The organism is Pauljensenia sp. 20925_1_34 (genome assembly GCF_041432775.1).
In the GTDB taxonomy this organism is placed as follows: Bacteria; Actinomycetota; Actinomycetes; order Actinomycetales; family Actinomycetaceae; genus Pauljensenia.
In genome coordinates this window covers 1-20,062 of the sequence record NZ_JAPWAG010000036.1, presented here as the reverse complement: position 1 = coordinate 20,062, position 20,062 = coordinate 1, and the positions used below count along the sequence as shown (strand labels likewise).

Below are 20,062 nucleotides of genomic sequence, written 5' to 3'. Positions count from 1 at the left end.
GAAGAGCCGGTAAACTCGACGTCGACTAGCTGGTTTTCAGCTCATACCTGTATGTCTTTCTGTTCGACAAAGGCCCCTGCAGCACCAGTGGCACAGTGACCTTCCATTTCTGTGACGGCGGTGAACAGACAATCGCGACCAGCTCCTAGTAGCCAAAGGACGCTCCTCGAGTCACCGGGACGGTTGCGCACATAGAATAGAGCCATGAGCTTTTCGGCAACTGTTCTGCGCGTTCTCATCGCCTCCCCATCCGACGTACCCGATGCCCGAGATGCAGTCGAAGATGCTCTTCACTCATGGAATCGACTCCACGCGACGACTCGAAATGTAGTCTTACTGCCGTGGCGGTGGGAGACCAACTCTGTGCCGCTGCTCGGAGGTCACCCCCAGGAGATTATCAATGCACAGGGTGTCGACGGAGCTGATATCGTGGTCGCGCTATTCGGTAGCCGACTCGGCTCACCAACACCAGATGCAGTGTCGGGCACAGTTGAAGAGATCGAGCGCGCTGTCAGTAGCGGGAAACCGGTACACCTGTATTTTTCAAGAGCCCCACTTCCTCATGACGTCGATACTGCGCAACTCGAGGGTCTCCGCAATTTCAAGAATGAAATCAGGGAGCGGGGATTGCTCGGAGAATTCGATGACATTCGCCAACTGGAGAATCAAATCTGGAGCGCCCTCGAACATGATCTCGCCAAGATCGATCTCTCTGTGACTGCGGTGCGGCACAAGCCGATTGGTGTCCGCTTCCGCGTCGACTCAAAGAGCGAGCGGCGTGAAAAGGAAATTGACAAGCGCGGCAAGATCAGATACCAAACGCAACATTGGTTTGAAGTTACCAATATCGGCGATGAGTCTGCCGAATCCGTGACATTTGAAGGGCAGGCGTCGTCCGGTGTCATGCGCATCATGGCCAATGACGAACCCATCACCCTAGAGGCTGGCAGCGTTTGGAGAATCCCGGTCGTCTACGTAATGGGCACGTCGGGCCGGACTTTAACGATCAGCTGGCTTGAGCGCGGTGAAAAGCGCTCGAAGACCTTCAACGTTCAGTGACAGCATCCCACTACTGGTGAGCCAATCAAGCGGGTAAAACGAGGTTCGCGTGTGTTTGTATCCGTTGTGGCATGGAAGTTTCGATTATGGCTACGCCCGGATCCCCCAGACTCTGGTTGAACGCGGTATGCATCGTGTCGTTGGCACTGCGGATGATGAAGTCAACGACCTGGACGGGAGTGAAGATGATGTCTAAACGCTCGCTATACACGGGAAGGCCTGCGAGAAGAAGCGGTCGTAGAGCGTATAGTCTCTTGCTTGCCTGTCAGGGTGTGCACGGCCTCGATACGTTCCACCATCGCCTGGTAGAAGGCGTCCAGATCGAGGCGCTCGTTCTCGAGCATCGAGTGGGTGGCCAGCATGCCAGGATTGTGTTCATCGCTCGACTCAGCGGGTTCTGCTGTGAGAACGAATGATCCGGAAGCATCGCGTCAAACAGCTGTTTGGCGAGAATGTGCTGGGCAAGCATTTCCACCGCAGACTCGTTATCCGCCAACGGATTCAAGGTCTGGTGCAGCGTCCCGACGAACTCCTGGAACGGATCCTGGCGTTCCGCGTCCTCCAGCAGGTGGGCGAACGAATGGATGTAGCGATCCGCGACCATTGCAATGTCCGCGGACCAGTCATCCCAGTACGGGGATGTGTCCACGTTCTTCATGATCCGGCCAAACACCGACTCTTTCCAATCTGAGGGCAGCAGCGTGCGCTGCCCCTGGATACCCTGGAACCCGTCCGGCGTGGCGTCAAAGGGTGGACGCAATTTGTTTGCCCCGGTCGAGTCCGCTTCTGCAGCTGACGGATGCAGATGAGCATGCCCCTCCTTAACGTGTTGTATGTCGGCTAGGGCTATGGGGATGAGTTGTCGAAGACGGTGGCTCTCCTCAAGTTTCAAGGACCTGAATCCTGTCCGCGCCGATTGAAGACACAACATGATGACGGCAAATTGGAGGTAACTACCACGATGTTTGCGACAACGATCGATTATCCCTGCGCTATTGCGGACTTTACTGATGAGGGAGCTGAAGCTGCGCTGCAGTGGGCTCTTGGTCATAAGGGAGCCGATGAGGAACTGACCCTTTGGGTGAAGGCTCAGGGGACTCTTGAAGCCAACGACTTTCTTCGTGAGCTTTCCCGGTATAAGGGTAATGGCCTGAATATCGCTGTCGGGAAGTATATTCACCGAGTTAAAGGTCCTGTTCTGGCCATGTATCCCCTTGTTGATGAGCTTGCCTACCCAGCCGGAGCGGAGGGAGTGACGGCTTTGGCAGTTGTCCGATGGTCGGACCCGTTGGATACGTGGGCCGCGGAGGTAGGTGCTGAAGTTATTGGATCCATGGGCGACGATGGTGAGGATGACTCTGTTGATTGGTCCGTTATTGAGCCTGAGCCGCCGCTTGTGCCTGAGGTTATTGCTGGGCTGGAGAGGATAACGGTGTCAATTAACCGGAATAACACAATTTCTACTGGATATGAGAAGAGTCAAGTGGTTCAGCCGCTGCTTCGTCTACATGACGCGGGGATCATTCTTCCTCCAAAGAAGATGGCTGAGTGGGCGGTTGCTCACGGATGGCGCCGAGGAAATCCCAAAGAGCTGATTGAATTGGCAAAGAAGATCAACAAGGGCGTTCGTCCGCGTTGTCAGCGGTACTGAACGTTACTCAGGTGAGGGGCAGCGTCTTATCTCGCGTTGTACCGGGTTAGACGCTGCCCCGTTGTCGCACAGACGTGCACGTATGCGACGTGTTGTGGAACGGATGTTCTTGGTTCGGGACACGTGTATGCGGGTTGGTAAGGGTTCGAGGTGGAAGATGGGGGTTCGTGTGCGCCACGCACCGAACTGGTCTGACAAATCCGCCCAAAACCAGCCCACACACACCCCACAACCCGGCCCCGGCCTCGTCCGTCACACTCCCCAAAAGTGAACGCCACCACTCAAAATGCCTTAGGATGGTGGGCGCGCCGACGTGCCCCAACGACGGGGACTACCCGGCACACAGCAGTACCCAACGCAGCAGCAACGCACCAACCGCCAGGCCGCAAGGCCAGCAACGCTCCGAAGCATCGTCGCAGACGAGCAGCCCCGAAGCGCAGCGGGGGAGTGACACCGCAACCCGGCCAGCCGCACCACCACCGCTTCTCCGCATCGCCGCCGCGCCGCAACCTCAACACCGACGTTGACCACACCCAGAGGAGTCACGATGAAGTCCAGGCTCGCAGCAACAGCACTCGTCACCCTGTCGGCAAGCGCCCTCGCACTCGGCGCCTGCACGATGGACGGTGGCAGCACGACCACGACCCCGGGCGGCAAGGCCGCCGGAGACGGCAACTACACGATCGCCGTCGTCCCCAAGGACGCCACCAACCCGTGGTTCGTCCGCATGGAAACCGGCGTCAACAAGTACGCCTCCGACACGGGCATGAACGTCTTCCAAAAGGGCCCGGCCGAAACCGACGCCACCATGCAGGCCCAGGTCATCCAGGACCTCATCGCCCAGGGCGTTGACGCCATCTGCGTCGTCCCCGTCGACCCCGGCGCCATTGAGCCCGTCCTCAAGCAGGCCATGGACGCCGGCATCGTCGTCGTCACCCACGAGGGTGCCTCGCAGGAAAACACGATGTACGACATCGAAGCCTTCAACAACACGGAATACGGCGCGTTCATCATGGACAACCTCGCCGAGGCCATGGGTGAAGAAGGCGTCTACACGACGATGGTCGGCCACGTCACCAACGCCTCCCACAACGAGTGGGCGGACGGCGCGGTGGCCCACCAGAAGGAAAAGTACCCGAACATGACGCTGCTCGAGGCCCAGCCGCGCGTCGAGTCCCAGGACAACGGTGAAACCGCCTACCAGACCGCCAAGGAAGTCCTCAAGAAGTACCCCGAAGTCAAGGGCATCCTGGGCACCTCCTCCTTCGACGCGCCCGGCACGGCACGCGCGATCGACGAGCTCGGCCTGAAGGGCAAGGTCTTCACCGCCGGCACCGGCATGCCCGCCGCGAACGCCCAGATCCTCAAGGACGGCTCCGTCTCCACCCTGACCCTGTGGGATCCCGCGAACGCCGGCTACGCGATGGCCTCCCTGGCCACGAAGATCCTCAACGGTGAGACCATCGAGGACGGCGTGAACCTGGGCGTCGAAGGCTACGAGAACATGCACTTCTCGTCCGGCTCGACCAAGGTCCTCGAGGGCACCGGCTGGCTCAAGATCACGAAGGACAACGTCGACTCCCTCGGCTTCTGACCCGCTCTCAGGCGACGACCACCTGGGTGCCACGGCCTCGTTCCGCACTCCAATGACGAGGCCGTGGCCGGGCCATCCCCGCGCGCGCAGTGACGCTCGCGCACGAACCAACCTCCATGAGCGGACGGCACCCGCGCGAGGGGTGGCCCCGGGCGGTGGCATGCGTCGGAAAGGACACCACATGGACACCCCAGTGCTGGCGGTACGACACGTCAGCAAATCGTTTGCGGGCGTGCGAGCCCTGGTCGACATCGACCTGGAGATCGCGCCCGGAGAAATCCACTGCCTGGCCGGAGAAAACGGGTCGGGCAAGTCCACGCTCATCAAGGTCATTTCGGGCGTGCACACCCCCGAACACGGGACGGTCTCGATCGGGGGCCGCGACTTTACGCGCCTGACGCCGGCCGCCGCCATCGACGCAGGCGTGCGCGTCATCTACCAGGATTTCTCGATCTTCCCGAACCTGTCGGTCATGGAGAACATCGCGCTGGGCAGCGAAGTGGCCGCCGGCCGCCGCCTGGTCAACCGTTCCCGCATGCGCGAGGTAGCGCGCGAGGCCGTGGCGAAGATCGGCTTCGACGTGGACCTGGACGAGCTGGTCGGGAACCTGTCCGTGGCCGACAAGCAGCTGGTGGCGATCAGCCGCGCGCTCATGGGCGACGCGAAGCTCATCATCATGGACGAGCCGACGACCGCCCTCACCAAGAAGGAAGTGAGCGCCCTCTTCGACATCGTCCGCGACCTGCAATCCCGCGGCATCGCGATCCTCTTCGTGTCCCACAAGCTCGAGGAGGTCTTCGAGATCGCGCAGCGCTTCACGGTCCTGCGCTCCGGCCACAAGGTCATCACCTGCCCGAAGGAGGACCTCGACCGCGCGAAGTTCGCCCGCTACATGACGGGGCGCGACTTCGCGGAGGAACGCTACCAGCCCGGAGACATCGACGAGGCCCCGGTCCTCCAGGTCGAAGGCGCAACCGTTGCCGGCGCTTTCGCCGACGCCTCCCTGAGCGTGCGGCCCGGCGAAATCCTCGGCATCACCGGCCTGCTGGGTTCCGGACGCACCGAGCTGGCCATGTCCCTCTTCGGGATGCTGCCCCTTGACTCCGGTCGCATCCGCGTCGCAGGCCAGGACGTGACCCTGCACGGCGTGCGCGACGCGATCGAAGCCGGCATCGCCTACGTGCCCGAAGACCGCCTCACCGAAGGCCTGTTCCTCTCGCGCTCGATCGGCGAAAACATCACGATCTCCGAGATGGAATCCTTCACCAAAGCCCTCGGATTCATCGACAAGAAAGCCATCCGCGCCGAAGAAAAGAAGTGGGTGAAACGCCTCGACGTCGTCACACCCGACCCCGCCAACGCCGTCAACACCCTCTCGGGCGGCAACCAGCAAAAGGTCGTGTTGGCCAAGTGGCTTGCCACCAAACCCTCCGTCCTCATCCTCAACGGCCCCACCGTCGGCGTCGACATCGGCTCCAAGTTCACGATCCACTCCATCCTGCGCGAACTCGCCTCCCAAGGCATGGGAGTCATCATCATCTCCGACGACATCGCCGAAGTACTCACCAACTGCTCGACAATCGCCATCATGCGCGCCGGACACCTGAGCGAGCCCATGAGCCCCGACAACCTCACCGAAGCCGAACTGACACGGCTCCTGTCCGAGGACCACGCCCCGGCCTCGTCGATTGAAGGGGGAGAAAACTAATGCCCCGACTCCTCACGAAAGTCCTGCGCGCCAACGAATTCTGGGTCTTCCTGGTCATCTTCGCGCTCACCCTCGTCATCCAGGCCCGCTCCGGACAGTTCTACACCCCGAACAACCTGGTCGACCTGGCGGGCGCCATGGTGGTCCCCGGACTCTTCGCCGTCGCCGCGCACCTCGTCCTGGTCTCCGGCGGGATCGACGTGTCCTTCCCGGCGCTGGCCTCCCTCGCGGTCTACGTGACCACGCGGGTGCTCGTCGACAACGGGTGGAACGGCTCGATCATCGTCCCCTTCCTGATGGCCGCGGCCCTCGGCGCGATCCTGGGTGCCTTCAACGGCATCTTCACCTCCAGGCTCACCGTCCCCACGCTGATCATCACCCTGGGCACCGCCAACGTCTTCAACGGCGTCATGCAAGGCGCGCTCAAATCCGTGCAGATCAACACGATCCCCGAGTCCATGCGCTCCTTCGGATCCGCGTCCCTGTTCGTCGCACGCAACGAGAGTTCCGGGCTGCAATCCTCGATGCCGGTGTCCTTCCTGATCCTCGTCGCGGTCGTCGCCTTCGCATTCGTGCTCACCCGCTACACGATGTTCGGACGCTCCCTCTTCGCCATCGGCGGCGACGAAAGCGCGGCCGCCCGCGTCGGATTCAAAGTGCGCGCCACCAAGTTCTGGCTCTACGTCATCGTCGGCATCATCGCCGCCCTGGCCGGTATGGTTCGCACCTGCTCCATGGGCCAGATGCACCCGACCAACCTGCTCGGCATGGAAATGATGGTCATCGCCGCCGTCGTCCTGGGAGGCACCGCAATCACCGGCGGCAAGGGCTCACTGACCGGCGTCATGCTCGGCACGCTCCTCATCGTCATCGTCCAAAACTCCATGATCCTCATGGGCATCGAGACGTTCTGGCAGGGCTTCGCCCTGGGCCTGCTCATCATCGTCGGAACCGGCGTCTCCGCGCTCCAGGTCATGCGCGGCCGCCGCAACGCAGCATAGGAGGACCACATGTCAACGCTCCTCGCATCCCCGCGCCTCGCTTTCCTCAAGAAGGACAGCTACATGACGCGCCTGGCCATCGTCTTCCTGCTCCTGCTCATCTTCTTCGCCGCCGTGCGCCCCGGCCCCTTCTTCGCCGTGCGCACCTGGCAGTCGATGGCCGTCCAATTCCCCGAATTCGGCCTCATGAGCCTGGGCGTCATGTTCACCATGTTCACCGCCGGCATCGACCTGTCCGTCGTCGCCATCGCGAACGTCACCGGCATCTGCGCCGCCCTCACGCTGCGCTCCACCCTCACGGGGGCCTCGGCCACCTCGTCCTTCGGCCTGGCCGTCCTCATCGCTCTGGGCGTCGCACTCGTCGTCGGAATCGTCTGCGGACTCATCAACGGCATACTCGTCGCGATCCTCAAAATCCCGCCGATCCTCGCCACCCTCGGCACCCTCGAACTCTTCGGCGGCGTCGCCCTGGTCCTCACCGAAGGCAAACCCGTCTCCGGCATACCCCCAGCGTTCGGCAACGTGTTCACCGCGAAGGTGGTTGGCCTCGTCCCCATGCCCCTCGTCGTGTTCATGGCGTGCGCGGCGCTCGCCGGGTTCATCGTCGCGTGCACGAGCTTCGGGAAAAACATCCTCATGCTCGGCACGAACGAGACGGCGGCGCGCTTCTCCGGCCTGAAAGTCACGAGCCTGCTGATCCGCACGTACGTGTTCTCCGGCGTCATGGGGGCGATGGCCGGGCTGGTCATGCTCGCGAATTACAACTCCGCGAAGGCCGACTACGGCGCCTCCTACACGCTGCTCACCGTCCTCATCGTCGTCCTCGGCGGAGTCAACCCCAACGGCGGCTCCGGGCGCCTGAGCGGCGTCCTCCTGTCCATCCTCACGCTCCAGGTCCTCTCCTCCGGCCTGAACATGTTCCCCAACATCTCCAACTTCTACCGACCCCTCATCTGGGGAGGCGTGCTGCTGCTTGTCATCTGCATGAACGAGGGCCTCTTCTCCTTCGCCTCCCTGCGCAGACTCAAGAAAGGACACGCGCATGCTGACAGTTAAAGACAAGCACGTCGTCGTCGGCGCCGACTTCGCCGGGTTCCCCCTCAAGGAAGCCGTCAAAGCCCACCTCGAAGAACGCGGCTGGACCGTCACCGACCTGACGCCCGACGCCGACACCGCGCCCATGTACCACCGCGTCGGCTTCGCGCTCGGCGCGCAGATCGCCGAAGGCGCCTTCGAGCGGGCGTTGGCCTTCTGCGGCACCGGCATGGGTATCCACATCGCCGCCTCCAAGTGCCCCCACGTGCACGCCGCCGTGTGCGAATCCGTGCCCGCCGCGCGCCGCTGCGCCGCCGCCAACAACGCGAACCTGCTCGCCATGGGCGCCTTCTACGTCGCCCCGCGCACCGCGATGGCCATGGCGGACGCGTTCCTCGAGTCCTCCCTCGGGTCCGGGTACGAGGCCTGGGCCGGCTTCTACGAGTACCACCGCATCGGGTACGACGAATGCGAAAACTTCGACTACAAGGCCTACAAGGCCAACGGCTTTGAGGTCGTCAACCCGGGGTTTGCTGTCTTGGCGGAGCAGCCCAAGGGGTTGGCGTACTGAGGTTGTGAGCGCTGAACCAGCCCCGGCCTCGTCGAAATGAACGGCGCGTCACGACGAGGCCGGGGGCTCCCGGGAGCCCCCACCGGTGTGACGGGGGTGGGGGTTCCCGGGCCACGACTATGCGTGCATCCGCCTGAGGAGTTCCGGCCTCGTGGCGGGCAAAACGCGCACGCCCCTAAAATGTCGCACGTAATTTCCCTCGGTCAGTTTTCGATATGCCCTGAAAACGTTGGAATTGCAACGACCCGATTTCAAAGTTTGAAAGACGTGTCGGGGAATTACGTGCGACATTTGTGGGGAACCATGCGGGTGAGAGTGGGAGGCGGTAGGTGTGCGGGCGCGTCGGGCTGCGGGTGCGTGGTGTGCCGAGGCTGGTGCGTGTCCTGCAGGGCCTGGCCGGGGTGAGCACTCAGGCAATGCCAAGGCTGGGGGCTCGGCCACGTCCTTATTCGTGTGATTGTTTTTCGAGAGCGTCGAACCAGGCTGTGAAGAGGCGCATCGCAGCATCTGCAAGGTCGTCGATCTCAGAGATTGGTTTGGGGTTTGCTCGAACACCTCCGCGGCATCGCCCAAGGATTCATCAACCACCGAAACTACCGCCTACGCTGCCTCCTCCACTCCGGGGGATTCCAACACCTCCTACACCCTTAAATGCGAGGAGCCGGTAAAGTCCGTGATCCACACGCGGTCCAGGGCGCCTTGGTCCCACTGGCGGGCGCAGTGGTCCTCATGGGCCACCGGATCCCGCCCGCCGCGCCTGGACGGGCGCGGGTGCGTATTCAGGCCTGTCAGGCCTTGGCGGCGCATCGACGCGGCGACCGCACGCACACCCACATCCACACCCGCGCGCCAGAGCACGGCGGATGCAAGGAGCCCCATACGTGCCACCCGACACCTCGTGTTCCCAGGCCACCGCCTCATCCAAACGCCGCCGCACCAGCGCACGCTCACCCCTGTGGGACGCTCGGTTTTCCACGCGTAATAGCCCGCGCGTGTGACCCCTAAAACCTTGGCCATCAAGGTGATTGAGCAGGAAGCCCTTGGGCGCGTCCATCAGTTCAAAGCGCTGGTGTTTTGGTGCCCAGAGGCGAAGAAGGCGCTGGCTTTTCCCAAGAACTCGTTCTCCTTCTCCAGCTGGCGCACCCGCCGACTGGGCGCAGTGATCTCAGCTTCCATCTCGCGTGGATCAGGGCGCCCCTGCGCGGCGGCTTGGCGCCGCTCGCGCTCGAGTTTGACCCACCGGCCCACCACCGATTCACCCAGCCCTCAATCCCGAGCCACAGACGCGATCGAAGACCCTGTATCCAACACCAGGCACGCAACATCACGACGATACTCCGGTGTAAAACGACGACGAGTTCCCATAACAGGCACCTCACTCTCTGCAGGCACACACACCCGCTTAACGAAGTGTCAACAACACCAGCCTAAGCCCAGTCCCGAATGCTGAGGAGCTACTACAACAATCCAGTTTCGCTATTGCAGCGATTCAAGGCGATCTCTGAGAGTGTTGGTGCAAGCGACGGAGGAACCGCAAAGGACAAGTTCTTTGCAGAAATTGATGGCCCATTGGATGACAGATACGTTGGCCTTCTCGCAGACGGTTTCAATGGGGCATACGGCTACTCGGGCGTTGAGCCTAGCGAAGAAACCAAGAGGGCAGCATGTCAAGCTCTAGCTGAATTCATCCACTGAGTTTGTCATCTGCTTCGTGGCTGGGGCCAGGCGTAAGATACCTGGCCCCAGCCACTGCGGAATAAAGTGCCCAAGCACCCACGAAGAAGACCAGGTTTTCCTGCCAGTCCCCGACGAAGATCTCGTGTGTGCGAGTACTGTAATAGAACGAGTTCGTGACAACAAGTAGTAATGCTGCTGCCCCGCTTGACAAGAGTCGTATCCACAGTGCCTTCACTCGCGGTTGCGGCCATCGTCGTGGCGGGTCAACTATCAAAAGAACCAGGCCGGCGAGGAAGGTTCCATAAAGCGGAAGAACCATCAAAAGAGTGCCAGCTGCGGAGAGTCCCGCGGCGGGGATATAGAAAATCCCGAAGCAGATTCCTATCCATGTCGTGTAGGTACGGATCGCGTCCCTGATCGTGTGAGCAGGTGTGCCAAATCGGGCTGAGCTGCTCATGAGCATGTGTCCTGCTACTACCGTGAAGACAATCCAACCGAGACCGAAAGATAGGAGCGTCTCACTCCAGTGTTGAGATCCATAGTGGGTGGAAGCAACTGCATCAAACGCGATGAGCATGGTGGCTGCAAATCCTGCACCCAATACTCGGATCAGTAATGCTCGCCAGAGCGGTGGCTCCCATGTTGATGGCCGATCAATGACAAAAAGTAGCAGCCCGGCGAAAGGTGCAAGCCACAATGGAGTGTTCACCGGGGCGACTTCAGCAGTGAAGAGCAGAGAACCGGGCACTATCGCGAAGCCGAGGATGAACCCTACCCAATACACGTAGGTCCGAACGAATAGTTTTAAAGACTCAACCACTCACACCTCCCATGGACTTCAGTACCGATATCATGACGATTTTACGGCGGGGAGGCGACCCATGGTCAAAGATGGCACCAACAGGGGCGGACGCCGCGTGCGCACAGGCCCCGGCCTGCCAGACCTACCTACCCATAGACGAGCACACCGAAATTCTTGTGAATCCGTCGGGTCGGTTCGTTGAGGGCGGGCCGCGAGCCGATACCGGGCTGACGGGCCGGAAGCTCATGGTCGACACCTACGGCGGGCTCGGGTCTCATGGTGGGGGCGCGTTCTCCGGCAAGGACCCATCCAAGGTCGACCGGTCAGCGGCCTACATGGCTCGCCTGATCGCTCGTACGATCGTTGACGCCGGGCTGGCCGCTCGCGTGAGTGGAGGGGTGCGGTTCCCGGGAGCCCCCACCGGTGTGACGGGGGTGGCCGGGGGTTCCTGGCCACGACTATGCGTGAGAGTATCCGCCTGGCCAGCCCCGGCCTCGTGGCGGGCAAAACGCGCACGCCCCTAAAATGTCGCACGTAATTTCCCTTGGTCAGTTTTCGATATGCCCTGAAAACGTTGGAATTGCAACGACCTAATTTCAAAGTTTGAAGGACGGTTTGGGGAATTACGTGCGACATTTGTGGGGAACCATGCGGGTGTGCCACGCCCTCGCCGGGAACCTCTACTCCCTCGGCCTCGCCGTGGATTCACGGATCATGAGGACCGGGCTGAAGGTCTGGCGTTGCTCAGGCTGCAGCGAGGATGTCGTTGACGAGGTTGACACCCTGTGGCGCGGCCAGGAGTGGACGGTCCTCGGGGTGCTCGTTGAAGTGTCGCATGAGGGCGTCGAGGCCGGTGTAGGGGATGCCGATGCGCTCGGACGAGATGCCCCATGGTCCGTCGTATGTGTCGGGGTCTGCTTTGAGAAATATCGTTGGATGGATGATGTCATCGATGGTGACGTTATCCTTCCACAGGATGGTGACATCCCGGTTGTTTGAGTTTTCCTCGACGGACAGTAGCTCCGGGAAGTGGAAGGAGATTCCCTCGGGGGTCAGAGTTGTCTTTTGCTTGTCGGTCAGGGCGATGACGAGGTCCTTGCCGGGGTTACGTGTGCACTCGAGGAAGGCCATGGACGCAGCGGCGAACACATATATCGCGGCATGGAAGGGCTGTCCGGTCGTGAAACCCGCGGCCATCGTCCCGCCCGCGAAAGCGTAGAGCAGGAATCCGGTCGTGACGAGCGCGATGGACTGGTGGTTGCCCGGAATGACGATGGAGCCGTCCTCGAAATGGGGACGTGATGACCAGAATGGGCGCACCCTCTGTTCGATGAGGTGGGGAAGTGTCGCGCACAGATACAGGGGGAACCAGATGAAGAGCAGCTGTAGTGGGCCGATGCGAATGAACGAGAAAACCCAGTAGGTGCCCACCGCCAAGACGGCGTTAACGACAATGACGATCGCAGTGAGCTTCCACAAGTCTCGCGCAGCCAAGTCCACGCCCCGGGGAGAACTGTCGTGAGGTTTTCTCGCCAAAAATGAGGAAGGGCGAGCCACGCTCACCACCCCACCTGTGCACCGGCGGGCTGCTTCCGAAGGGTGCAGAAAGGCTCGGTGTTTATGATCCGACGCTACCAGGAGTGTGACGGAGGCAGCAAGCATGAGCGCATGAACCGGCCCCGGCCTCGTCGAAACGAACGGCGCGTCACGACGAGGCCGGGGCACAGCCAGCCACAACCGCAGCAGTCAGCGGCCCGACGCGAGCGCCGCCCGGGCGACCTCCTCGAAGGTGAGCGGGTCGCGGCCCGTCACGTCGCGCACGGTCGTGGACACGACGTCCATCTCGCCGCGGGCGATCGACGTGTAGGTCGACACCCACGAGTCGTACTCCCACTGGGTGGCCGGCCACTTCTTGCGCGAGTCGTACGCCTCCTCGACGGTTTCGCGCACGTAGGTGACGGGGCGTCCCTGCACGCGGGTGAGGATTGCGGCGATCTCGTCGAGGGTGAGGGCCTCGGGACCCGTCACGTCGAGGGTCTGATTCTCGTAGCGCCCCGGATCGGCTAGGATCCCCGCGGCCACGCGCCCCGCGTCCTCGCGCGCGACCACGCTGACGCGCCCGTCGCCCGCAGGCCCAAGGATGCGGCCCTCCTCGTCCGGCAGCGCCACGAAAAAGTCTGCGTAGAAGCTATCGCGCAAAAACGTGTACGTCATACCCGATGCCTTGATGCGCTCCTCCGTGTGGAAGTGCGTGCGCGCCAGCGTGAACGTCGCGTCCGGCGCCGCGTTCATGAACGACAAGTACACGATGTGGCGCACCCCGGAGGTGGCCGCCGCGTCGACGAACGCGAGGTGCTTGTCCAGGCGGTCCTCGCTCTCGGGCGCGGACACCATGAAGAGAATGTCGACACCGCTGAGCGCCTCGCGCGAGGCCGGGGTGTCCTCGTACGAGCACTGGACGGCGTGCGCGCCGGGCAGCTTGGGCGCGCGCGACGGCGTGTTCGCGAGTAGGCGCAGCGGCAGGCCGCGCTCGGAGAGGAGCCGGGCAGCCACGCCGCCGACGTTCCCGGACGCGCCGGTGATCGCCAGGGGCGGAAGGAACGAGGCCTGGGCCGGCTCGTTCGTGTGGGCTCGGGGAGTGGGGGTCTTCGTCATGCGACTAGTATGCCGCTGCCAGTGTTGTCTATGCGCACGCCACACGCGGTTTGAGCCGCGAGCCGGGATTGTCGGAGGGGCGGGCGCCGGGTTCGGGCGGCCCCTGGATGCGGGGCGGCCCCTGGATGCGGAGAGACAGCCCGGTCGCACCGCGTTCGCTGGCACGTACTCTCCTCCAAAAGTCGCACGTAATTTCCCTTGGTCAGTTTTTGATATGCCCTGAAAACGTTGGAATTGCAACGACCCGATTTCAAAGTTTGAAGGATGGTTCGGGGAATTACGTGCGACATTTTTGGGGAACCATGCGGGTGAGTGTGGGAGGCGGTAGGTGTGCGGGCGCGTTGGGCTGCGGGTGCGTGGTTTACCGGGGCTGGCCCCGCGTCGGCCGGGGGCAACCGTTCCTCCCCGAAAACTCGCACGTAATTTATCTTGGTCAGTTTTTGATGTGCCGAGAAAACGTTGGAATTGCAACGACCCGATTTCAAAGTTTGAAGGATTGTTCGGGGAATTACGTGCGACATTTGTGGGGAACCATGCGGGTGTGCGGCGATCTCGCGGGCAGGCGGCAGGAAGAGCGGGCAGGCGGCAGGAAGAGCGGGCAGGCGGCAGGAAGAGCGGGCAGGCCCCGCGTCGGCCGGGGCAACCGCTCCTCCCCGAAAAGTCGCACGTAATTTATCTTGGTCAGTTTTCGATATGCCCTGAAAACGTTGGAATTGCAACGACCTGATTTCAAAGTTTGAAAGACGTGTTGGGGAATTACGTGCGACATTTGTGGGGAACCATGCGGGTGTGCGGCGATCTCGCGGGCAGGCGGCAGGAAGAGCAGGCCCCGCGTCCGTAGGGACGCGGGGCCTCGCGCGCAGCAGGGAAGCGGCTACACCCCGTAGCGCCTCGAGAAGTCGTGCTCGAACTGCTCCAGGGAGATTCCCCGCGTCTCGGGCACGATGAACAGGTAGAAGCACAGAGCGACGACATTGATGACGCCGAAGGTCAGGTAGGTCCACGTGGCGCCCAGATGGCCGATCATGATGGGGAACAGCCATGTGACGACCGCGTTCATCATCCAGCCGCAGCCCACGGCGAAACCCTGGGCGACGCCGCGGATGCGGGCGGGGAAGATCTCGGAGACGAGCACCCAGTTGACGGTGCCGGACTGCTTGGCGAACACGAAGAGGGACACGAGGACGAGGACCAGCCACGGCAAGTAAGAAGGAATGTCGGGCGAAATGCTCCCGTCGGCCAGCGTGTAGGGGCCGATGCCGAGTCCGAAGATGAGGGCGAGGGCGAACAGGGACAGGGTGACGCCCGTTTCCTGGTAGATGCCCACGTGGCGGCGCGCCAGGCGCGACACCAGGTACAGGCCAAATCCCGCGCCGATGCACGCGACGGCACCCGTAATGACGTTGAGGGTGATGGAGTCGGCGGAACTGAAGCCGGCGGCCGCCAGGATCTTGGGCAGGTAATACATGGCGGTGTTGATGCCTGTCAGCTGGTCGAAACACGCCAGGCCGATGCCGATGAACAGGAGCCTCCGGGTCCATGCGACCGACGCGGTGCGCCGCAGCGTCCAATGACCCTGGCTGGCTTCTGCGGCGTGCAGCGCGACGATCTCGCTGATCTCGGCGGCGACGTCGTCGCGCTGGGGGTCGCGGATCCGCTTGAGGGCACCCACGGCCTCGTAATAACGAGCCTTGGACGCGTACCAGCGCCCCGACTCGGGCATGAGGCGCATCCCGATCCACAGCGCGACCGCGGGGATCGTGGCCAGGACGAGCATCCACCGCCACGCGGACCCGTCGCCGTCCGTGACGACGGCGGTCACGACGCGCGAGGCCTCGTCCCACGAGTACCACTGCCCGGGCGTGAGCGTGCCCGACGGGTCGGCGCTCACGAGGACGCGCGGCCCGCCGTGCGCGTGGGAGAGCGCCGCGTTCATCGAGTAGGCGAGAAGCTGGCCGAACACGATCATGAACTGGTCGAGCGCCACCAGGGCGCCGCGCATGCGGGTCGGCGCGGACTCCGACAGGTAGATCGGCACGGTCGCCGAGGCGCCCCCGACCGCCAGGCCGAGAACGAAACGGAACAGGTACAGAACCCAGATGTTCGGCGCGACAGTGCACCCGAGCGTGCCGACGACGAAGACGAGCGCGAGCAGCAGGATGTTGTGCCGTCGCCCGTTGCGGTCCGACAGGCGCCCGGCACCGATCGCCCCGATCGCGGCGCCGATGGCGAGGACGCCGCCGACCAGGCCCTCCTCGAACTCGTTGATCCCGAGTCCGCCGGCCACGCTCGGCATGTACATGTACGGCAGTGCGCCCGCGATGACGCCCGTGTCGTAGCCGAACAGCAGGGAGCCGAAAGTCGCGATGGCGGCCAGGAGCTTCACGGAGCGCGCCGGGCCCGAGGCCGGGGTCTCCTCCGTGAGTACGCGCAATTCTTGGTCGGTGGGGGCGCCGATCGCCCCAGGTCGGGTGCTCATGGGTTCCATTGTGCGACAGTGAGCGCCGTTGCGCCCGAGTGTTCGGCATTCAGGATTATCCCAGGAAAGTCATAAGGCACAAATGAAGCGTTCATAGGTTCTTCATAGGGTCGGGTGAGGAAATGGGTTCAACGACGAAAGGAACCCTCATGACCGCCCTGATTCTCATCGCCATTGACCTGGTTGCTATGGCCGCCCTCGTGTTCGGCCTGTACTTCCCTCGGCACCGCCGCGCGGACCTGGTCGCAGCCTTCCTCGGTGTGAATGTCGGCGTCCTCGCCGTCACGATCATCCTTGCGAACTCGACCGTGAGCGCGGGCCTGGGCCTCGGCCTCTTTGGTGTTCTCTCGATTATCCGACTGCGTTCCGACCAGATCTCGCAGACGGAAATCGCCTACTACTTCGCCTCGCTGGCTCTCGGCCTGCTGACGGGCATGTCCTCGGCGGTGACCCCGCTCCTGGGAGGCCTCATCGCCCTGATCCTCGTGGCCCTGGCCTTCGGTGACTCGAAGCTGATTTTCGGCCGCTACACCTCGCAGACCGTCCAGCTGGACCGCGCGATCGCGGACCCCGCCGAGCTGAAGGCGGCCCTCGAGCAGCGCCTCGGCGCGTCCGTCGCCTCGGTCAACGTCGTCAAGCTCGACCTCGTGAACGACCTGACTCTCGTGGACGTTCGCTCGAAGGTCGCCTGACCCGCCAGCCGGATATGCCGGCCCACCACGGCCTCGACCCCGCACGCACAGCCCGCCCCTGATGCAAAGGAACAGACTCATGAACGCCAGTTTGAACACGATCCTCGCCGACCTCGACGCAATCGGCCTCGATGAACTGAATAAGCGCGCCGCGATGCTCACCCGCGTGGATCGCAAGTACGCACTCGACGCGACCCAGGCCTCGGCGATCCTGAGCCGCCTCCCCGCGGAGACGAAGGTCCTCCAGATCGCCGGCCAGGTCTCCCAGGGCTACGCATCCACCTACTACGACACGCCCGACATCGACTCGTACATGCTGACCGCGCTCAAGCGCCGCCGCCGCTTCAAGGTCCGCGCCCGCACCTACCTGTCCACCGGCGCGTCCTTCCTGGAGGTCAAGACCCGCGGCCCGCGCGGCGTGACCGTTAAGAAGCGCATGCCGATCTCTTGGGACGAGGCCGGGGCGCCTCTCGCGGGTGAGCGTCGCGAGTGGGTGGTCGGCAAGGTCGAGAAGACGGGCTACGGCCACCTGGTGCCCGCTCTCGAGCCGGTCCTGGCTGGATCCTACGAGCGCAACACCCTGCTCCTGCCCGGTGGCGAGGGACGCGCGACGGTGGACACGAACCTGTTGTGGCGCTCGCTGCGCACGGACGGCACCGAGGTTGCTCGCCCCGACCTGGTCATCATCGAAACGAAGTCGGGTGCGACCCCATCCGTGGTGGACCACCTCCTGTGGGAGGGTGGCGTGCGACCCGTCAAGATCTCCAAGTACGGGACCGCGATGGCTGCCATGCACCACCTGCCCGCGAACAAGTGGCACCGCACGCTGGATCGCTACTTTCACGAATACGTGGAGGCCCCAGAGCTCGCGCGCGAGGCGCCCCTCGCGATGGCCGCCTGAGCGACGTCATACCGGCGCGCAGTCGTCGAAACCGCGCGACACGTAAGCGCTGAGCATAAGAAACATAAGCCTTAATTGCATGAAAGAGACATACACATGAAAGCCCTGAAGAAGATGATGACCCCCGCCCGGACGATCGGCGCGATTGCCCTCGTCGGAACGTTGGCGCTGGGAGCCTGCGGCGCCTCGGGCGCTGTGTCCTCCGGTGGTGGCGCGACGAGCGTGACCACTGCCGTCGCGGCTGCCGGAACCAACGGCGACACGACCGCACCGCCCACCGCGGCTGACGCCCTGGCCTCGAACTCGAAGGCCTCCTACGTGGAGGACAGCGACTGGAAGGCCTCGGACGCCGTCGACGTGACGCTGAGCGGCTCGACCGCCTCCTCCTCGTCCGACGCTGTGTCCGTAAGCGACGGCGTGCTGACCATCTCCAAGGCCGGCGTCTACAAGCTCAGCGGCTCCTTCACCGGCAAGGTCGTCGTGGCCGCCGGAAGTGAGGATAGGGTCGTCCTGATTCTCGACAACGCGACCATCACCTCGTCTGCGGGCGCCGCGATCGAGGCGACCAGCGGTGACGACCTCGTCGTGTCCCTCGAGGGCACCTCGACGATTACCGACGGCACCTACACGGGGACCGAGGACGCGAACGCCGCGATCTACGCCGACATGGATCTGACGATCACCGGGTCGGGCACGCTCAACGTGACCTCCGGCGCCTCGGACGCGATCACCTCCAAGGACGACCTGTACGTCCTGAGCGGCACGATCAACGCGACCGCCTCGGATGACGGCCTGCGCGGCAAGGACTCCCTGACCGTCGCCGGCGGCACCGTCACCGTGAACGCCGGCGGCGACGCCCTCAAGTCCGACCAGGACAACGACGACACCAAGGGCTACGTGTCCATTGTGGACGGAACCGTCACCCTGACCTCGGGCGGCGACGGCATCGACGCGTACACCGACGCGATCGTCACCGGAGGCACCCTGTCGATCACCTCGGGCGGCGGCGCGTCGGCCGGCAAGCCCTCCACGGGCTCGGCCAAGGGCATCAAGGCGCAGACCTACATCATCGTCGACGGCGGAGTGACCACCATCGACGCCGGGGATGACGCCATCCACTCGGACGGCGCGCTGCGCCTGAGCTCCGGCATGATCACCGCCGCCTCCGGCGACGATGGCGTACACACCGAGGTCGCGGCCGTCCTGGACGGCGCGAGCGTGACCGTCACTCAGTCGAACGAGGCCCTCGAGGGTGGCCTCATCACGATCTCCGACGGCACGGTCGACCTGACGTCGAGCGACGACGGCATCAACGCCTCGGGCTCAATCACCGTCGAGGCCGGCCTGGCGGCGACCGCCGAGTCCAGCTCCGATACGACCACGACCACGACAACCACCCAGCAGATGGGCCCCGGTGGCATGGCTGACGGCGGCGGCTCGATGGAGGACACCGGCGAACAACTCACCATCACCGGCGGCACCGTGACCGTCAATGCAAACGGCGACGGCCTCGACTCCAACGGCTCGCTGACCATCAGCGGCGGCACGACGACCGTCTACGGCCCGGCCTCCGGCGCCAACGGCGCCCTGGATTCCAACGGCGCCATGAGCATCACGGGTGGCACGGTCATCGCCTTCGCGACGAGCGAGATGGTGGAGACGCCGACCACGACCGACGGCCAGGGCTGGGTCTCCGCCTCTGCGACCGGCTCCGCCGGATCCACCGTGACGATCACGGACTCCTCCGGTTCCGTCCTGGGCACCTACACCTCGCCCAAGGCCTTCGGAAACGTCATCTACTCGACCTCCGGTATGACCAACGGCTCCACCTACACGGTGAGCGTTGACGGCACCGCCACAGAGGCGACCGCTGGCCAGGGCGGCATGGGGATGGGCGGACAGCCCCCGGCCGGCGGCATGGGACAGGGTGGCCAGCCCCCGATGGGCGGTTCGGGTCAGGGCGGCCAGCCCCCGGCTGATGGCCAGGCCCCGACCGCTCCCCAGAACTGACCGCTCCTGCGGTCGGCTGTTCCTGCGAACGGCGGCCAGACTCGACGGGCGGTCGGAGCTGGCAGCCGGTGAGGCACCGGCCTGACGGCCGGACCTGACAATCGCAGGAACGACACCAGTCAGTGGACACTAACACCCTCCAACAACTGTGCCCCGCGTGTTCGTCTGAACTGCGCCCCGAAACTTGGACGCTTTTAATGGTAGCCGTTATGCGGCTTCCTGTAGGG

15 protein-coding genes and 2 pseudogenes are annotated in these 20,062 nt (G+C 63.5%); 11 read left to right on the top strand and 6 right to left on the bottom strand.

Features of this window, described 5'->3' with window-relative positions; genetic code table 11:
* The first annotated feature begins 204 nt into the window (after window positions 1–204).
* On the top strand, window positions 205–1,059 hold the full coding sequence (locus O3669_RS10090; protein WP_371524634.1) for a DUF4062 domain-containing protein: 855 nt from the start codon (window positions 205–207) through the stop codon (window positions 1,057–1,059).
* Between the two features lie 203 nt (window positions 1,060–1,262).
* Here O3669_RS10090 and O3669_RS10085 read toward each other — a convergent pair whose 3' ends face one another.
* Window positions 1,263–1,421 carry a hypothetical protein gene (locus O3669_RS10085; protein ID WP_371524638.1) on the bottom strand — a complete coding sequence of 53 codons (159 nt, stop codon included), beginning with the start codon at window positions 1,419–1,421 and terminating at the stop codon, window positions 1,263–1,265.
* Between the two features lie 59 nt (window positions 1,422–1,480).
* A pseudogene (locus O3669_RS10080) lies at window positions 1,481–1,663 on the bottom strand (hypothetical protein); the annotation flags it as partial.
* Window positions 1,664–1,930: 267 nt separating this feature from the next.
* On the opposite strand from O3669_RS10080, the gene O3669_RS10075 reads away from it, so the two are divergent.
* From O3669_RS10075 to O3669_RS10050, 6 genes are all read left to right on the top strand, one after another.
* A complete protein-coding gene (locus O3669_RS10075) occupies window positions 1,931–2,710 on the top strand; it encodes a hypothetical protein (protein ID WP_371524636.1) in 780 nt (259 codons plus the stop codon).
* Between the two features lie 547 nt (window positions 2,711–3,257).
* Window positions 3,258–4,304: an autoinducer 2 ABC transporter substrate-binding protein gene (locus O3669_RS10070; protein ID WP_371524632.1), complete on the top strand. Its 1,047-nt coding sequence runs from the start codon at window positions 3,258–3,260 to the stop codon at window positions 4,302–4,304.
* Between the two features lie 181 nt (window positions 4,305–4,485).
* Window positions 4,486–6,012: a sugar ABC transporter ATP-binding protein gene (locus O3669_RS10065; RefSeq protein ID WP_371524630.1), complete on the top strand. Its 1,527-nt coding sequence runs from the start codon at window positions 4,486–4,488 to the stop codon at window positions 6,010–6,012.
* Entirely contained in the window at window positions 6,012–7,013 is a 1,002-nt protein-coding gene (locus O3669_RS10060) for an ABC transporter permease (RefSeq protein ID WP_295921147.1), read from the top strand. Before O3669_RS10065 ends, O3669_RS10060 begins: the two co-directional genes overlap by 1 nt.
* A gap of 9 nt (window positions 7,014–7,022) precedes the next feature.
* A complete protein-coding gene (locus tag O3669_RS10055) occupies window positions 7,023–8,069 on the top strand; it encodes an ABC transporter permease (RefSeq protein WP_371524628.1) in 1,047 nt (348 codons plus the stop codon).
* The gene (locus tag O3669_RS10050) at window positions 8,056–8,619 is read left to right on the top strand and encodes an RpiB/LacA/LacB family sugar-phosphate isomerase (RefSeq protein ID WP_371524626.1); all 564 of its coding nucleotides are present in this window, start codon (window positions 8,056–8,058) and stop codon (window positions 8,617–8,619) included. Before O3669_RS10055 ends, O3669_RS10050 begins: the two co-directional genes overlap by 14 nt.
* Before the next feature lie 1,684 nt (window positions 8,620–10,303).
* Here O3669_RS10050 and O3669_RS10045 read toward each other — a convergent pair.
* Complete coding sequence (locus tag O3669_RS10045) at window positions 10,304–11,116, bottom strand: hypothetical protein (protein ID WP_371524624.1); 813 nt, start codon at window positions 11,114–11,116, stop codon at window positions 10,304–10,306.
* 107 nt (window positions 11,117–11,223) lie between these two features.
* On the opposite strand from O3669_RS10045, the pseudogene O3669_RS10040 reads away from it, so the two are divergent.
* Window positions 11,224–11,478 (top strand): annotated as a pseudogene (locus O3669_RS10040) (methionine adenosyltransferase domain-containing protein); the annotation flags it as partial.
* 364 nt (window positions 11,479–11,842) lie between these two features.
* Here the strand turns inward: O3669_RS10040 and O3669_RS10035 are convergent.
* The 3 genes from O3669_RS10035 to O3669_RS10025 form a co-directional block, all read right to left on the bottom strand.
* Window positions 11,843–12,598, bottom strand: a complete 756-nt coding sequence (locus O3669_RS10035) for a hypothetical protein (protein WP_371524622.1) — start codon at window positions 12,596–12,598, stop codon at window positions 11,843–11,845.
* A 246-nt stretch (window positions 12,599–12,844) separates the two neighbouring features.
* Window positions 12,845–13,753, bottom strand: coding sequence for an SDR family oxidoreductase (locus tag O3669_RS10030; RefSeq protein WP_371524620.1), 909 nt, complete (start codon window positions 13,751–13,753; stop codon window positions 12,845–12,847).
* 874 nt (window positions 13,754–14,627) lie between these two features.
* Complete coding sequence (locus tag O3669_RS10025; protein ID WP_371524618.1) at window positions 14,628–16,232, bottom strand: MFS transporter; 1,605 nt, start codon at window positions 16,230–16,232, stop codon at window positions 14,628–14,630.
* Window positions 16,233–16,381: 149 nt separating this feature from the next.
* Between O3669_RS10025 and O3669_RS10020 the strand changes: the two genes are divergently transcribed.
* From O3669_RS10020 to O3669_RS10010, 3 genes are all read left to right on the top strand, one after another.
* On the top strand, window positions 16,382–16,924 hold the full coding sequence (locus tag O3669_RS10020) for a DUF4956 domain-containing protein (protein ID WP_009647729.1): 543 nt from the start codon (window positions 16,382–16,384) through the stop codon (window positions 16,922–16,924).
* Between the two features lie 79 nt (window positions 16,925–17,003).
* Window positions 17,004–17,825 carry a polyphosphate polymerase domain-containing protein gene (locus O3669_RS10015; protein ID WP_371524616.1) on the top strand — a complete coding sequence of 274 codons (822 nt, stop codon included), beginning with the start codon at window positions 17,004–17,006 and terminating at the stop codon, window positions 17,823–17,825.
* Window positions 17,826–17,921: 96 nt separating this feature from the next.
* Window positions 17,922–19,835 carry a carbohydrate-binding domain-containing protein gene (locus tag O3669_RS10010; protein WP_371524614.1) on the top strand — a complete coding sequence of 638 codons (1,914 nt, stop codon included), beginning with the start codon at window positions 17,922–17,924 and terminating at the stop codon, window positions 19,833–19,835.
* Window positions 19,836–20,062 lie beyond the last annotated feature (227 nt).

Coding starts and splice junctions, on each gene's coding strand:
- O3669_RS10090 (WP_371524634.1), top strand. CDS start 205: ATGAGCTTTTCGGCAACTGTTCTGCGCGTTCTCATCGCCTCCCCATCC.
- O3669_RS10085 (WP_371524638.1), bottom strand. CDS start 1,421: ATGCTGGCCACCCACTCGATGCTCGAGAACGAGCGCCTCGATCTGGAC.
- O3669_RS10070 (WP_371524632.1), top strand. CDS start 3,258: ATGAAGTCCAGGCTCGCAGCAACAGCACTCGTCACCCTGTCGGCAAGC.
- O3669_RS10065 (WP_371524630.1), top strand. CDS start 4,486: ATGGACACCCCAGTGCTGGCGGTACGACACGTCAGCAAATCGTTTGCG.
- O3669_RS10060 (WP_295921147.1), top strand. CDS start 6,012: ATGCCCCGACTCCTCACGAAAGTCCTGCGCGCCAACGAATTCTGGGTC.
- O3669_RS10055 (WP_371524628.1), top strand. CDS start 7,023: ATGTCAACGCTCCTCGCATCCCCGCGCCTCGCTTTCCTCAAGAAGGAC.
- O3669_RS10050 (WP_371524626.1), top strand. CDS start 8,056: ATGCTGACAGTTAAAGACAAGCACGTCGTCGTCGGCGCCGACTTCGCC.
- O3669_RS10030 (WP_371524620.1), bottom strand. CDS start 13,753: ATGACGAAGACCCCCACTCCCCGAGCCCACACGAACGAGCCGGCCCAG.
- O3669_RS10025 (WP_371524618.1), bottom strand. CDS start 16,232: ATGAGCACCCGACCTGGGGCGATCGGCGCCCCCACCGACCAAGAATTG.
- O3669_RS10020 (WP_009647729.1), top strand. CDS start 16,382: ATGACCGCCCTGATTCTCATCGCCATTGACCTGGTTGCTATGGCCGCC.
- O3669_RS10015 (WP_371524616.1), top strand. CDS start 17,004: ATGAACGCCAGTTTGAACACGATCCTCGCCGACCTCGACGCAATCGGC.
- O3669_RS10010 (WP_371524614.1), top strand. CDS start 17,922: ATGAAAGCCCTGAAGAAGATGATGACCCCCGCCCGGACGATCGGCGCG.